General features: G+C 57.0%; 12 protein-coding genes. 10 read left to right on the top strand and 2 right to left on the bottom strand.

What is annotated here, in order from left to right; all coding sequences use genetic code 11:
• Positions 1-2: 2 nt before the first annotated feature.
• The 9 genes from ACEN2M_RS12680 (at position 3) to ACEN2M_RS12720 (ending at position 9,402) form a co-directional block, all read left to right on the top strand.
• Complete coding sequence (locus ACEN2M_RS12680) at positions 3-1,295, top strand: hypothetical protein (RefSeq protein WP_441648493.1); 1,293 nt, start codon at positions 3-5, stop codon at positions 1,293-1,295.
• Positions 1,292-2,395 (top strand): glycosyltransferase, encoded by a 1,104-nt coding sequence (locus ACEN2M_RS12685; RefSeq protein ID WP_441648494.1) that lies wholly within the window; start codon positions 1,292-1,294, stop codon positions 2,393-2,395. The genes ACEN2M_RS12680 and ACEN2M_RS12685 overlap by 4 nt, the downstream gene beginning before the upstream one ends.
• Before the next feature lie 53 nt (positions 2,396-2,448).
• Positions 2,449-3,633 (top strand): glycosyltransferase, encoded by a 1,185-nt coding sequence (locus ACEN2M_RS12690; protein ID WP_441648495.1) that lies wholly within the window; start codon positions 2,449-2,451, stop codon positions 3,631-3,633.
• 3 nt (positions 3,634-3,636) lie between these two features.
• Positions 3,637-4,617, top strand: coding sequence for a glycosyltransferase (locus ACEN2M_RS12695; RefSeq protein ID WP_441648496.1), 981 nt, complete (start codon positions 3,637-3,639; stop codon positions 4,615-4,617).
• Positions 4,614-5,423: a hypothetical protein gene (locus tag ACEN2M_RS12700; protein ID WP_441648497.1), complete on the top strand. Its 810-nt coding sequence runs from the start codon at positions 4,614-4,616 to the stop codon at positions 5,421-5,423. The genes ACEN2M_RS12695 and ACEN2M_RS12700 overlap by 4 nt, the downstream gene beginning before the upstream one ends.
• A gap of 56 nt (positions 5,424-5,479) precedes the next feature.
• Positions 5,480-6,352 carry a glycosyltransferase gene (locus ACEN2M_RS12705; protein WP_441648498.1) on the top strand — a complete coding sequence of 291 codons (873 nt, stop codon included), beginning with the start codon at positions 5,480-5,482 and terminating at the stop codon, positions 6,350-6,352.
• A 273-nt stretch (positions 6,353-6,625) separates the two neighbouring features.
• Positions 6,626-6,940 carry an acyltransferase gene (locus ACEN2M_RS12710; RefSeq protein WP_441648499.1) on the top strand — a complete coding sequence of 105 codons (315 nt, stop codon included), beginning with the start codon at positions 6,626-6,628 and terminating at the stop codon, positions 6,938-6,940.
• A 217-nt stretch (positions 6,941-7,157) separates the two neighbouring features.
• Positions 7,158-8,264: an acyltransferase family protein gene (locus tag ACEN2M_RS12715; RefSeq protein ID WP_441648500.1), complete on the top strand. Its 1,107-nt coding sequence runs from the start codon at positions 7,158-7,160 to the stop codon at positions 8,262-8,264.
• Positions 8,265-8,406: 142 nt separating this feature from the next.
• Positions 8,407-9,402, top strand: a complete 996-nt coding sequence (locus ACEN2M_RS12720; protein WP_441648501.1) for an acyltransferase family protein — start codon at positions 8,407-8,409, stop codon at positions 9,400-9,402.
• A gap of 209 nt (positions 9,403-9,611) precedes the next feature.
• Here the strand turns inward: ACEN2M_RS12720 and ACEN2M_RS12725 are convergent, their stop codons facing one another.
• A complete protein-coding gene (locus tag ACEN2M_RS12725; protein WP_441648502.1) occupies positions 9,612-11,150 on the bottom strand; it encodes a lipopolysaccharide biosynthesis protein in 1,539 nt (512 codons plus the stop codon).
• Between the two features lie 25 nt (positions 11,151-11,175).
• On the bottom strand, positions 11,176-12,339 hold the full coding sequence (locus tag ACEN2M_RS12730) for a glycosyltransferase (RefSeq protein WP_441648503.1): 1,164 nt from the start codon (positions 12,337-12,339) through the stop codon (positions 11,176-11,178).
• A gap of 333 nt (positions 12,340-12,672) precedes the next feature.
• Between ACEN2M_RS12730 and ACEN2M_RS12735 the strand changes: the two genes are divergently transcribed.
• Positions 12,673-14,322: a DUF4012 domain-containing protein gene (locus ACEN2M_RS12735; RefSeq protein ID WP_441648504.1), complete on the top strand. Its 1,650-nt coding sequence runs from the start codon at positions 12,673-12,675 to the stop codon at positions 14,320-14,322.
• The last annotated feature ends 81 nt before the right edge of the window (positions 14,323-14,403 follow it).

Raw genomic sequence — 14,403 nt, forward strand, 5'->3', positions numbered from 1 at the left:
AAGTGACTGTTGAGCGGATTTCGCCGATCCACACGGCTAAGGAGCCGGGAAGACTCTGGCGGATAGGCGTTTGGTCGCTCGTTCTTTCGACCTTTTTCCCATATATTGGTTTGCCCCTGGGTAACAGTACTAACGTGCCGTTGAGCTCGATGATTGCTGTTTGTTTCGTTTTGGAAATCCTGCGGCACCCGCGGATCGCGGTCCTTTTTCTGGGCGTCTTTGTCGGCCCATCCGCGCTGGCATTCATCGGGGTGCTGCTACTCCACCCGATCCCAAACCCACTCAGCCTAATCGTGTGGCCATTGCACGTACTGCCATTGATGGGATTCGCTGCGGTGGCGTTACGTACGTCCACCAGCCTGATTCCAGCTCTGAGGGTCGGGATCTTACTCACCGTATTCTTTGCCTTGGTTCAGAAGTTCGTGTTCTTGGATCGAGGGATAGTCCCGTTCCTCGGCTACTACGATCTTCCGGGGTACGCGAGCGTCTCTAACAATGCACTCAGCATTTCGACTTTCGTCCGAAGGCCGTTTGCTTTCTTCCCCGAGCCCTCCGTCATGGCAGGTAGTTTGGCTCTCGCAACAGTCGCCCTCGTCCTGCTGTCCGCCTCGGCAGCGGGCCGATTGGTCTGGGCCGACAGGCTGGTGGTTTTGGCGGCGACAATTGCAATATATCTGAGTGACTCTGGAAGCGCCCTCGTGTCCATTGGTATGGTGCTCATGATCGCGTTCTGGCCGCTTGCCAAGGGCACAGGGCGGCTCGCAACTTTGTCGTTGATTCTTGGAGTAGTCGCCTGGACAAGTATTGGCATTCTCGGGTCGAGAGGTGGGTCGCAGAACTTTTCGTGGGGTGATCGCGCCGCTTCGATTATTGGCGCTTTGCGGTATTTGGTTTCGGATATTTGGGTCACACTCTTTGGCTCAGGGCGTGGCAGCAGCACGTTGCTCTACCAAGCCGGAGATATCCCAATGGCGGGTCTTTCGTATGCCAACAAGATCCCTGACTTGTTCTCTGTCCTGGGGCGACTCGTGTTGGAAAACGGGATGATTTTTGGATTAGGGCTTTGTGTTTTCCTTGCTGCTCTGGTATTTCTGGCTACTAGTAGAGTCAGTGGAAAGTTCGTAGCGATGCTGAGCGTTTTGCTCTGGGTCACGATTTCGGGCCTGACCATCAGCTACGATTCCGCTGCGTGGATCTGGGCGCTTCCAGGGATCTGCCTCGGAATGCACTTCAGTACGGGTCGAGCATCCTTGAGTCCGCAAATGACAGGGCCCAAGTGGGTGGGGACCAAATGAGGGTCTTACATGTCGTCAACGACGCCCATACGGGCGGTGCCCAGACACTCATTGAAGGGCTAGCGAGGGCTATGGCGCCTGAAGTCGAGTCGCATATATTGGTACTCCTGGGACCTGGGGTTCTCAGCGGTCGTTTCTCGGCAGTTGCGAGCAGCGTTACCTATCTCAATTTGGATAGGCGTTCCTGGCGGATCGACAAATTGGTATCACAGACGAAGGCCACCATTCGTAGAGTCGCTCCGGATGTCGTGCACAGCCACCTGCTTCAGTCCGACCTTTCAGTTTCACTCACGAAAAAGTCTGGGAATGTGCGGTTCGTGTCGACCGTGCACACCACAGGTATGTCCAAGGCTGACCCGTGGCGGTCCAGGGTCCTTGGTCAAGTGATCGGACGACTTACTAGTCGTCGTATGGATGCGATTGTCGCATGCGGAGTGGGCGCTGCCAGTTACATGTCGCGTAACGGTTACAAGTCCGGCAAATGCCATGTGATCAGCAATGGTGTTGCCGTAGAGCGATCTGTTGATACTCCAGGGCAAGACCGACGGGCCGTTTTTCTCTCCCTATCCCGATGGCACCCGATGAAGGATCATGAGAACCTCCTACGTGCCTTCGCCATTATGCGACAGCGGGCACCTGAAGCCACACTCGTATGCGCAGGCAGCGGCATTGAATACTCGAATGCCCAGCTCATGGCAGCTATCGAGGCTCTTGGTTTGCGTGACAGCGTCCGGTTGGTCGGCCCGGTCAACAATGTCGGTGATCTCATCAAGGCTGCGGACGCTCTCGTGATTTCCAGTTCGTACGGCGAAGCCCTGCCCATGGCGGGACTTGAATCCCTAGCCCTTGGTACGCCGGTTATCACGACGGATGTAGGTGACTGTAAGCGGCTTGCCATGGCACCGCAGTATTGCGTAGAACCATCCGACTCAGCCGCCCTCGCGCAGGCAATGCTCATGTTGCTCTCGCAGAGCGCCATCGAGTACGCCTCGCTGCGGGAAGCTTCGCACGACAGAGCACTTGCGGAGTTTTCCATCGCCCAGGCCTCGAACGCTTATAGGGCCTTATACCGCAGTGATCCCGTACTCAGCGCAGGCTAGGTGTCCGCGGTGATGAAGTATCAGTATCCCCGCATCATGAAAGGCCAATTCTGATGAAGTCCACTACTGAGGAAACAGATGTTCGAGTTGTTCATTTCACGGAATCCCTAGCGGCTGGTGTACTCGAGTCAATACTTCGTCTAACTGTGGGCCAAGCGCAGATCAGCAGTTCGCTTCAGCTTGTCCATACTCGCCGCCCTGACACACCAGCCCCAGAAGCACTCGGCGCGATGTTCCCTCCCGCCGTCACGCGTACGGAGATCAAGCCGTCACGCATTCCCGGGCTTGAGCTCTTCCGCCTGGGGCTAAGGGCTCGAGGAATCTTGCGAGCGGATCCTCGCGCCATAGTTCACGTCCATTCATCCATGGCGGGCTTCGCCGTGAGGGCTATCAATTTGGTCGGGGGGAACAATCGGAGAATCGTCTATTCTCCACATGGGTTCGCCTTTCTGCGACAAGACATATGGAGTCCCGTAAAGCGATTCATCCTTTTGATGGAGAAAATTCTGTCGAGTCGCTGCGGAGGGCTTGTCCTCGTCTCTCAGTCAGAGCTGGACCTCGCCCGCTCCGTCCTATCGTCAAGACAACTATTCTTGGTGGAGAACGCGGTTGATTTGGATGCGGTGCCGATGGTCAATGCATCCAGGAATGAACCCGATAGGGACCCGCAAGATGAGAACGGTCAACGTCGACTTCGAGTCGTGACAGTGGGCCGTATTGCCCGGCAGAAAGCGCCATGGAAATTCGCGGCACTGGCCACAGAATTCGGCCAGGCCGATTTTATCTGGGTTGGTGACGGGCCCACTCCAGAAAGAGACCGCTGGCTAGGCGGCAGTCCAGTAGCGGTCACGGGCTGGCTGCCTCATGACCAGGTTGTCGAAGTTCTCCTTACGAGTGACATATTTGTTCTCGCTTCCCTCTGGGAGGGAATGCCGATGGCCCTGATTGAAGCGCAATGTCTGGGACTCCCTGCAATCGTGTCCAACGTGATTGGCAATCGCGATGTGGTCATTCAGGGGGTAACCGGTGTCGTTGCCTCCACCGATTCCAGCATTGGTCTCGGCCTTCGGGCCCTCCTGGGCGACCCAACGATGCGCTCGGCGATGGCCTTAAGTGCGGTGGGCCAACGAGATCGATTCGATCAGTCGCGCTTGGGCCCGCAGACGTTCAGTATCTATACGGAAATTTACGCACGATCGCGCGGTCGGGATTTCGACACGTCACAGTTAGCTAGGTAGAAGATGCGATTCACAGTCCTTTTGGTCAACTACAAGTCAGCCGAGCTTGTTCAACGGTGCCTGATCAGCCTTGTGGGCCTTCCAGTGACGGACATCTGGATCCTGGACAATGACTCGGGATCCTTTGATCGAGATTTACTTGAAGGACTTGCGGCGAAAGACGATCGAATAACCCTCATCGAATCAGATCACAACATTGGGTTTGGGGCGGGAATCAACAGGCTGGCTAATGTGAGTGGAGGCGCCCCTGACGATGTCATTTGGATCCTCAACCCTGACACAGAGCTGGTCGAAGGGGATGTTCAAGAAATGCTGACCGCGCTGGCGGCCGAGGAATTCGATGTCATCTCACCCTTGCTTGTCACAGGCAGAAGTGATGACCGCACTGTCTGGTTCGGGGGCGGTGGCATCGATATTTCACGCGGCCTTTGTTGGCACGATCGCTACGGGGACCACTTTGCGGGAGTTGAAAGTGGTTTGCAATCGACTGAATTTATGACCGGGGCGGCACCGCTAATGACTCGCCGGACATGGGATCTAATAGGAGGGTTTCATGAGGGTCTGTTTCTCTATTGGGAAGACGTCGAGTTTTCGCTGCGGGCTACCCAGCTAGGTCTCAAATTGGGCGTCGCTCAAGCGGTCGCGGTCTGGCATCTTGAGGGTGGGTCAGGTGAGGGGAGTGCTGGTCACAGCGAGACCTATTACTACTACAACGCCGCCAACCGGATTCGCGTGTGTGCAGCTATGGGTGGCCGTGTCCAGATTCTTCTTGGATTGGGTCTGAGGGAGACAGCGCTTTGGGTCCTCCGGCCGCTTTTCAAAGAGCAGACCGGTCGAACTAGGAAGTCATTTGCAGCTCTCCGTGGAACTTATGCCGGCTTCAGGAAATCTCAGCGTGGCCTGGGATCCCGGAATAGTGAAGGGACGGGTTCTGACATTGCGCCCAGATTGCCGCTAAGCCAACGAAAGGCGCGTAGGACATGAAGACTGCTTTGATTGTTCTTGGTGACGCAACCTCAAGCGACGTTCTGGCGCTCACAGAAGGAGGTCTGCTCGGTCTCGGTCATCCCGATGCCGTCATCCATCTGCGGACAGAAGCTGCTGTGGCCGGCGCTGAACTTCCCTTCGTAACACTTCAATTGGATCTGGATCGTGGGGTTGGATACGGTCTGAACGAGGCCGTTGACCACCTACTGTCCAGTGATCCGGACATCGACCTCATCGTCGTAGTCAGTGCGGCCATTGAGATGGCTGGCGTGGCGGCTCCTGAAGTCGATGAGAACTTCTGGTTGAGCCAATCGGGAAAGGTAGTGTTGGGCCGGATCGCCCCGGCTGGCAGATTAGAAGGCGACATGGTTACCCTCAGCTCAATTGCAGGGAGTTCAACGTCAGTGCGGGGTGCATTCAGCTCAATCGGACTCACGGACTGCGTGTTTGCATTCGACTTCGTGGCGTGGAGGCTTGCAGGTGGCTTTTCGGAGGCAATGCAATCTTGTGGGGAGAACCTAATGCTTGCCGGCGTTGTCCTGAGGTCGGGAGGGGCCGTCGCGTCCTGTCGTCAATCGCTGCAACCCAGGAATACTGTGACGACAGAAATACGCGTTAGGGCGTCATACCATCTACAGAGACGACTTACCTCTTCCTTCGAGCACACGTATTGGCTCCTTCGTGAGTTTGTGCAGCTGGGGCGCCCATCAGATTGGGCACGAAACATGCGCAGCCTCTTGACAGGCTATGGAATGGGAGTTCGTCTCAGCAAGACGGCATCGTTTCTGGATAGCGGACGCTGAGTAAGCGCAAGATCCTGTGGAGATTGGGACATCAAAAATGAGTAAGGACTTGCCTCGTGGCTAAGGGGATCGACGTCTTGATGATCACGCATCGGCGTCCTGACTACGTTCGGAGATCCCTCCCTGCTCTCCTTGCGAGTGCAGACGAGAACACTCGAGTCTGGCTGTGGCATAACGGGGATGATACCCAAACCCTTGAAATTGTGCAGTCGTATTACAACCACCCAGCTGTGTACGCCACGCATCACAGCGAAGTAAATGCTGGGATCAGGGTGCCAACGAACTGGATGTGGGAAAATTCCGACGGCGACTACGTTTCAAAAGTAGATGATGACTGCATTGTTGACCCAAATTGGATTCGTGACCTGAGAGCACTTCAGGAGTCGGCAAGCGATATCGGTGTAGTGGCGTCCTGGAGGTTTTACGCGGAAGATTTCGAGCCGTCCACTGCGATGATGAAGGTTCAAAGACTCCCTAACGGACGTCGGATAATGCGCAATCATTGGGTCCAGGGCAGTGGATACTTGGCAAAGCGTGAAGCGCTAGTAGCGGCTGGCCCGCTTCGGGACAAGGAAAGCTTTCCTGATTGGTGTTTGCGGGTCGCGCGGGAAGGCTACCGAAACGGATGGGCCTTTCCGTTCATTCACGAGGAGCACATGGACGACCCGCGATCGCCATACACGATCTTCTCCAGCCAGGAGAAATTCGACCAGTTTCGTCCGCTGCATGCCAAGCTCGTCGGCATTCGAGCCCTCCCCATGTGGACGCTTGAACAGCATAAAGAAGCGCTGACCGTGCAGGGCGCTCCGCTCTACATTTACGACTATTTCCGACTCCCTCGACGACTTTGGCTAAGGTCGAAGTCTTTGCAGCGCCGGTTGAAGTCGCGCTGGCCACTCAGGTCTTTGATTTCAAAGAGTCATGAGTGACTCAATCGTTCCAGACTGTCCACATTTTCCCTGAGGGAGGTTACTTTGTCCGATTCCACTCGAGAGTACTTGCGCGGGTTCCAGCTTTTCGTTGCGTTCCTTGTTGGACGAGTTCCCGTACATAGATTTCGCGTTGCCTTCTATCGCTTACTCCTGCGAATACAAATAGGGCAAGGAACTACCTTTCACTGGAGGGCCGCGTTCTACGCCCCTGAAGGTATCCGCATAGGATCCAATACAATCGTCGGGAACGATTGCTTCCTCGACGGACGCATGGGAATTGCCATCGGCAATAATGTGAACATTGGCGGTTACGTTCAGATCTTCACCCTTGAGCATGATCCTCAGGCGGAGGATTTTGGCGTTCAGGGGGGACCGGTCTCAATCGGAGATATGGCCTACATCGCAACCCGAGCGATCATTCTTCCAGGTGTGACGATTGGCGAGGGGGCTGTCGTCGCGGCTGGGGCTGTCGTCACCAAAGACGTGCCCCCATACACGATCGTTGGCGGTGTCCCCGCGCGGTTCATCGGCGACAGGACGAAAAAACTCGAGTACGTACTCGATTATCATCTTCCTTTCCAATAACCCAGTTCCCTTGGTCCGAAGTCCGCGTGAAAAATCTGGCCACTGGACTCAGTGGAGCCTGCGCTCATGTCGGCTGGAGTTCCCGCTCGTCCTTGGCGTCTGGCCGATCCCAGTGTTACGAATGTCTCTACGAAAATTGGCAAGGACTGTGTAAGCGGGGAACTGGTGTCCTTTAAACAAATGCGGCCCGAGAGTATGGTTCTGTCATAATTTGAAAATGAACCATGGGGGAGACACGGCCGTTGTCGTGCCACAGTCGACCAACGTCCGATCGCAAAAATTCGCCTACAACACTTCCCTTGACGGGCTGCGGGCCCTAGCTGTTTTAGCAGTCATTGCTGGCCATGCCGGCATCAATGGCATCGGCGGCTATCACGGTGTAACCGTGTTCTTCGTGATCAGCGGGTACCTGATCACCAGCCTGCTGATGCGGGAGAAGGATAGCCGCGGGAGCATCAGTCTGCTGAAGTTCTATGGGCGACGCCTCGCCCGGTTGGGCCCGGCACTTGTGTTGGTCACGCTTGCAACCGTCGTGTGGCTCCTTGCCACGGGGGCGCCGGTTGCGACCTGGTGGGCCGGCGCGTTGGGGGCCCTGACATACACTACGGACATCATCGAAGCCGCGGCCGGGAATCGTGCGGTCGGAGACTTCCAATGGTCTTGGTCGCTGAGCGTCGAAGAGCAGTTCTATCTACTCTGGCCCATCCTCCTACTGCTCATCCCCACAGCGCAACGGTGGCGATGGACGGTTGCAGGCTTGTCGCTTTTAGTCGCGATCCAGTGGGCTTGGAGGACGATTATCATCGCCGGTGATCCCACCCACGAACGCCTGTTCTACGCTCCGGACACACACGTGGACGCACTGATTATTGGGACAATCATTGCGTTGGTCACTTACAACGCGGATCTGTCGAGTGTGATGGTTTTGGCTGCCCGACTAGCCGGGCTGGCGGGCGCTGTGGGACTGCTGGTCCTATTCTCGTGGAAGCCGGGCGGAGCCTTCCAGTTGGCCCGCTTCGACGAGGGTGGCTTCGGACAGGCCGCTCTATTGTCGGCTGGCGTCGTCTTTTTGCTGGCTGTTTCGCCACGAGGATGGGCCGGTAGAGCGCTCGCCTTCCGACCGTTGGTCTTCTTGGGCAAGCTCTCGTACGGCCTGTACCTTTGGAACTGGCTCACGGTCGTAGTGTTCGTTGCAATCTTCGGTGTTCGCCCTGTGGCATCTCCGTGGGGAATCGTTTGGTTCGGCGTGCTTATTTGCATTTGCTACGCCTCATGGCGGTTCGTGGAGACTCCTCTGCGGAGGAAATGGGCCCCCGCGCACTGAGGTCGACCTTTAGGAGCCTGGCGTAGTGAGTGTGATCCTATTGGCCCCTATGATTGGGGCAGGCTACTCACCTGGGGGACCCGTGGCTACTAGGTCTGCGATCACTGCTGCACGCGTGCACGGGCGCCCTTTGTCCGGATACATGCCGGCTCTAGATGGGGTCCGGGCGATCGGTATCCTGCTTGTGTTTGTGCATCACATGATCACCCCGGTCGCCTTCGGCGGGCACGTTGGCGTGGACGTATTCTTTGTCCTGTCCGGATACCTGATCACGGACATTCTGCTGCGGGAGCGGAAGGCCCATGGAGGCATCCGCCTCAAGAGGTTTTACTTCCGCCGAGCAGCGCGGCTGTACCCAGCGCTGCTTGTCGTAGTCGCGGCCCTGCTTATCCCCGGTGCGCTGTTCGCGCCGTCATTGGGTAAGTATCTGCTCGAGAACGTCCTGGCAGTCACTTACACTACGCCGCTAGCCTTGGAGATCTCAGGCGGTGCGGCCTGGGCGTGGCGGCACACATGGAGTCTCGGCATTGAGGAGATGTTCTACCTTGTCTGGCCCCTGCTGTTGATGCTTGTGCTTGGCAGGGGCCGGGCTCAGGGGCACTTGGCTGGTTTTGCGGTGGGCGGCGGGCTGGCCTTGCTTCTGGCATCTGTCGCACTCGAGGTTGCCGGGCAGCCGGGCTCGTTGTTGCTTAGGTCTGGTGGGTTGTTTCTCGGATGCGCATTGGCAATTTTCCTCGGCCGTAAGCAACAGGTCAATGTCCCGGCCATTGCCGCGTGGTCCGGCCTGGCCTTGATTGGTGCTTCTGTGGCGGGCGCGACAATCTTCCACCCAGCGTCCGCAGCGCCAGTCCTAATGACCGGAGTCGGTTCCGTGGTGATCATCGCCCATCTGGTACAAAACCGTGGTGGTGTCCTGGCGGGAATACTCGGCTGGGCGCCGTTGGCTTATCTAGGCCGGATCAGCTATGAACTGTATCTATGGCACTACCCCCTTCTGATCATCCTCGCGTGGGCCTTTGACGCTGATCCAATTGCCGTGGCGTGGATCGCGGCGCCGATGTCCATTGGACTGGCGGCAGTAACCCACGCCTTCCTTGCACCACGCGTGGAGCGGCTCAAGGCCCGTGTATCGGGCTAGTTGAGGTGTTTTGGAAGCTGGTTTGATTCTTACCCCGGCGTAATTCGATCTAGGGCCACCGCTGCCTGAGGGCGTACTTCAAGCGAATACCCGCCGTGGCAGTAAATTCTGGGTGAAGGCGTCGACGTCGAACGCACTCCCGGACAGGGGGAGAACTCCAGGCGTGTCGGTCCGCGCGGTGTGCAACCGCCCCGGCATTAACGAGGGTTTCACAGGATTTCAGATGCTTGAGGGGGAGTCTCTGCGTCCTGCAGATTTCCTTGCTTGGCGTTGACCGTCGCAGAAGTTGCGTCCTGCTTGGCCTCAGGTCTAACCAGCAGGAGAAGAGTTTGGAAAATCAACAGGAAATCGCGCCGTATCGCAGGAACGACGGTAAGTAGACCAAGAAGGGCGACAATGGTGGCCATGTCGGCCGTGAGCTGGAGGACATTGATGAGCTCGTCAAAAACCATGAGGTTGAGGAGCCAGACTGCCAAGAAGATGAACGCCCATGAGATGAAGGGTCTAGCAGATGCCCGAATTAGCGGCCACGATGAAATGCCAATCGCACGCATGCCCGCCGAACTGTTGACAATCCAAATCACGATCAGGCCAGCTGTGATCGCACAAGCGACCCCAATAGCCCCCCATTGGACGCCAATCAGGCAAAAGCCCATCATGGCTACTCGTGTTGGGACGCTGAACCTGAGTTGAACACCGGTTTTCCCAAGGGCGAGGAAAGCCCAGTAATAGACATAAGCCAAAACCTGGAAGGCCCCACCCAATGACAGCACTTGGAGGATCGGAACGACGTCGTGCCAGCCTGGCCCGAGTGCGATCGGGATCAGAGAGGGAGCCACAACGGCAAGAGTCGAGAAGATACCCAGCAGCGGGTACGCAAGTAGAGTTTGGGCGTGTGTGAGTCGCCGAGTGAAATCTCGGCGGTCTTCAATGCGGGACAGCAAAGGGAGTGCAACTCTTGTCAAGGGTGACGCCAATTGCGTCATTGGCATTGTGAAGATGTTGTATGCGCGGCTATACACACCGACCACGGAGGGCCCCCAAGATCGGCCAAGCAGTACCGTAGCCAGATTTACGCTGGCGTAGTTCAGAATCTGATCAAGCAGAGTGTGGATCCCGAATGCGTACAGTCGACGCATTCCGGCTGCCCGCCGAGGGAGTCCTGGTTTCCATTTACCTCCCATTGCGCAGAAGACAAGAGCCACTAGCGCGACCACTAGTTGTTGAAACACCAAGGCCCAGAAACCGAGGCCTATGAGAGCGGCGGAAACCGCGACGACGAGGCCGACAAATTGCGAAGAGACATCCGTCAAAGCCAACAGCCTGAAGTTCAGGGAGCGATTGATGTGCGCACGGAATTGTGTCGTGGCGCCGTTAAGAAGGAAAACCACGGCAATGACCTTGGCGACGTTTTCGAGGTCGGGGGAGTCGTAGAAGTCTGACAGCGGTGCCGCAGTTGAAAAGATCACGGTGCCGAGAACAGCTCCCAGCAGCAAATTCGACCAAAATAGGTTTGTGCGCTGTTGATCTGTCAGGGTTTTGGCCTGAACAGCTGCAAACGAGAGACCGCCATCGCCAATGATGGTGGCGACGCCTGCCACCGCAGCTACCATCGCGACAAGGCCAAAGTCGTTGGGACTGAGAAGTCTGGAGAGCCAGACTAGTGCCGTAAGTTGGATTAGAAACCGCGAAAGTTGCCCTACGAGAGTGATGGAAACGCCTCGTGCGGCGGAGGTGTTGCTGGTCAAGCCTTGTCCCCTTGGCACAGGTCTCTCACCGCTTCGGTTTCGGCGGTGAAGAATCCTCCAGCAGTGTGCCGCTTTCGGGCAACGAAGCCCTCTTGTTCGTCAGCTCATCAAAAAGCCGACCGTATTGTTCTCCGATACTTGTCCATCCCCTGCGCGACATGTCCGGCCAAAGCTGCTGAGAGCACTGGCGCGAGGCTTCCACAGCTTTGGATAGGGAATCTGCGTTCAGGCTACCTTCGTAGATTGTTACCCATCCACCACCGACTTCCGCGCGTAGCTCTCTCATCGTGGGCGAGTCGGGCACGACTATGGGCCTCTTCAAAGTAAGGGCCAACAAGGCAGCTCCAGAGTTATACATATGCGTGTACGGGAGCACGATGCACTCTGCGGTTTGGATAGCGATGGCAAGGTCTTCGTCCGATAGCCGGTCTGTCGATAGTGATACCCCGGGCACCTCGCGTGTTCTCAGCGTGAGTTCTGCTCCATACTCTGGAGAAATGGGCTCACCCGACAAAATTAGCTTCAGCGAGCTATCTCCAACTTGGCTGAACGCATCTATTAGTCCCTCGATTCCCTTGTAAGGGCGAAGGACGCCGAAAAGAAGAACTCTTCCGCTGATTGCTGCTTCCCAGTTGTCTGAGCTGGCGAGGACACCGCAGACAGGTTCGTAGTCGCCGTGAGGGATGCAGAGAGCCCTGCGATCGTTCGGTGGAATCGTGCAGTCGTACATATAGACGCGCCGGGTGACAGTTCGTTCCCACAATCTAAACAGCAGCCGTTCGAGATGCGTTCCCTCTTCATGGGGTCGATTGTTATGGACCGTCCAAATACTGGGTGTACCGAATGTCGCCAAACGAAGAATGAGGAGCAGGAAAAGTGCTTGCTTGTAGAGCGCCATCAGCTTGGATGAGTCACGGATAATGAATTCGGGCCAGTGCACATGCAGAACGTCGTAGCCGAAGCCGAGTGCCCGCCGCCAACGAAAGTCGATGATCTCTACAGTTGGCGGAAGCGCTCCAACCAGCATCTTTAGTGTCGCGTTCGGCCGCGGCCCAGATACGCCCGGATTGCTTAGAACTCGCAACATCCGCCCCATTTCATGTTTTTGGTGAGGCTGACTGGATTGACGGCTGCTCACCGCGCCGTTCGAAGCGCCAACCAAGAGGCTGAGCTGCGCGACGTTAAACATTATGGTGGCTACTCGCGCTGCCAAGGGAACCCCACAAGCGTAAAGTTGAAGGCTGCAGTTCCGGACTCGGGCTAGCAGGCTGTCTCGGTATGGTCGACCGCTCGTGCACTCATTTGCGTTACCCGGTCTGCCGGCCAATGATCGGGACAACGCGCGGGACTCTGATTGACTGATGCAATGGACCTTCCCCGTTCGACAAGCCGTCGCTCACGTCGCTTAAGTCGTGGTGAGCGGTCGCGCAAGGTCCTTGTGCGACTCAGCTTGGTGCTCATCGCCCTAGTCCTGTTCGTTGCCGCCTGGGTGGGAACGCGGGCGTACCTCGCGAAAGGGGAATTGGAGAAGGTTGTACCCCTTGCCGCACAAATCCAAGTGGAAATCGTTAATGGAGACGGTAAGGGAGCGGTGCGCACGGCTGCGGAGCTCGCAGCCTATGCCTCGAGTGCTACTTCACTGACGAGTGACCCGGTTTGGCGGGCCCTGGAATTTGTGCCGGTCCTTGGCGCCAACCTCACCGCTGTGCGAGAGCTGGCTGCAGTGGTTGATGACGTGTCGCGGAACTCCATCACTCCCCTGGTCGTTTTGGCAGACACCATCGAGCTGGCGGACTTCAAACCCGTGGGAGGTTCCATTGATCTCGAGCCTCTTGTTCAAGCTCGACCGCGCGTCGCATTAGTGAACGAGGCGTTGGCCAAATCCATGCAAGCATTGCAGGCGATCCAGACGGATGAAACGCTGGATGTTATTAGGAATGCAGCTGATCGACTTGAAGCAGCTGTAACCGAAGCTTCTGGAATGGTTACGACGCTGGATCGGGCCGTGCGGCTCGCCCCAAATATGCTCGGTGCCGCAGGACCGCGTAATTACGTGCTTTTGTTTCAGAACCCCGCGGAATTACGGGCCACCGGGGGAATCGCGGGGGCAGTAGCAATGCTGCACATGGAGAGCGGCACGATGGAGCTGGCTCAGCAGGCATCCAGCGGCGACTTTCCGGTGTATCCCACGCCAGTACTCACGCTCCCCACGGAAACGAGGGGAATATTTGGAGACATCACTGGGAAGTACATCCAGGATGTGAACCTCACCCCGAACTTTCCTCTCTCCGCCCAGTTGGCGAGGGAGATGTGGAACCGCGAATTCGGCGTGGTAGCCGACGGCGTTATCTCGATCGACCCGGTTGCGCTGAGCTACCTCCTGACTGCGACCGGGCCAATCACTCTGCCGACGGGGGATGTCTTGTCTGCCGAAAACGCGGTGCAGTTGCTACTCGTAGACGCATATGCGCGCTACGAGAACCCCGCCGACCAAGACGCATTCTTCGCGGCGGCGGCGGCGTCCGTGTTCTCTGCGGTGTCTGGTGGCGATGTGGATCCGGTGGCTCTGATCACCGCACTCGCCCGCGCGGGTGAGGAGCGCCGGGTGATCGTGTGGAACGCCGACGAAGCAGAGCAGGCCGTGCTGGCCGGCACAACTCTTGCCGGTGGTCTGCCGCTCAGTGACGCCGATGCACAGAGGTTTGGGCTCTACCTCAACGACGCGACCGGTGCCAAGATGGACACATATCTAGACGTCAATACGACGGTTGGCCAAGTCACGTGTCGGAACGACAAGAGGCCCAATTATGCGGTTGAGGTCACCCTGACTAATACGGCACCGGCTGACGCAGGCCTTTCCTTACCGCAATACGTGACTGGGGGAGGGGTTTACGGTGTCGAACCCGGCAACGTCAAGACGATCGTCTCCGTTTATGGAACGTCGGACGTGCAGAACCTTGGCGTCATCCGAGATGGTCAGGCGGCCCCTTATCACCCCGCGACGGATCAGGGTTATCAAGTGAGTTCCGTAACCGTCGACCTGTCACCCGGGCAAAGCACGGTAATTAGATATGACTGGCTTGGGAATTCGCTACCGAAATCAAGCGTCGAACTCGAAATGACTCCGGTAATTCACAGAAATGAAACACAAAAACTGGAAATAGCCTGTTAATGTGCCCTAGTCTGGGGGGAACCTCATTCGAGGTCCGCTCCAATCGGAGCACGCCAGTGTCGGCATAATTGTAAGAAACAA

The organism is Cryobacterium sp. W22_MBD10_FK3 (genome assembly GCF_052113745.1).
Taxonomy (GTDB): domain Bacteria; phylum Actinomycetota; class Actinomycetes; order Actinomycetales; family Microbacteriaceae; genus Cryobacterium.

What these genes read in the sequence shown, in the direction of transcription:
- ACEN2M_RS12710 (WP_441648499.1), top strand. Translation starts at nt 6,626, where the DNA reads ATGGGAATTGCCATCGGCAATAATGTGAACATTGGCGGTTACGTTCAG.
- ACEN2M_RS12715 (WP_441648500.1), top strand. Translation starts at nt 7,158, where the DNA reads ATGAACCATGGGGGAGACACGGCCGTTGTCGTGCCACAGTCGACCAAC.
- ACEN2M_RS12730 (WP_441648503.1), bottom strand. Translation starts at nt 12,339, where the DNA reads ATGTTTAACGTCGCGCAGCTCAGCCTCTTGGTTGGCGCTTCGAACGGC.
- ACEN2M_RS12695 (WP_441648496.1), top strand. Translation starts at nt 3,637, where the DNA reads ATGCGATTCACAGTCCTTTTGGTCAACTACAAGTCAGCCGAGCTTGTT.
- ACEN2M_RS12685 (WP_441648494.1), top strand. Translation starts at nt 1,292, where the DNA reads ATGAGGGTCTTACATGTCGTCAACGACGCCCATACGGGCGGTGCCCAG.
- ACEN2M_RS12700 (WP_441648497.1), top strand. Translation starts at nt 4,614, where the DNA reads ATGAAGACTGCTTTGATTGTTCTTGGTGACGCAACCTCAAGCGACGTT.
- ACEN2M_RS12720 (WP_441648501.1), top strand. Translation starts at nt 8,407, where the DNA reads ATGCCGGCTCTAGATGGGGTCCGGGCGATCGGTATCCTGCTTGTGTTT.
- ACEN2M_RS12690 (WP_441648495.1), top strand. Translation starts at nt 2,449, where the DNA reads ATGAAGTCCACTACTGAGGAAACAGATGTTCGAGTTGTTCATTTCACG.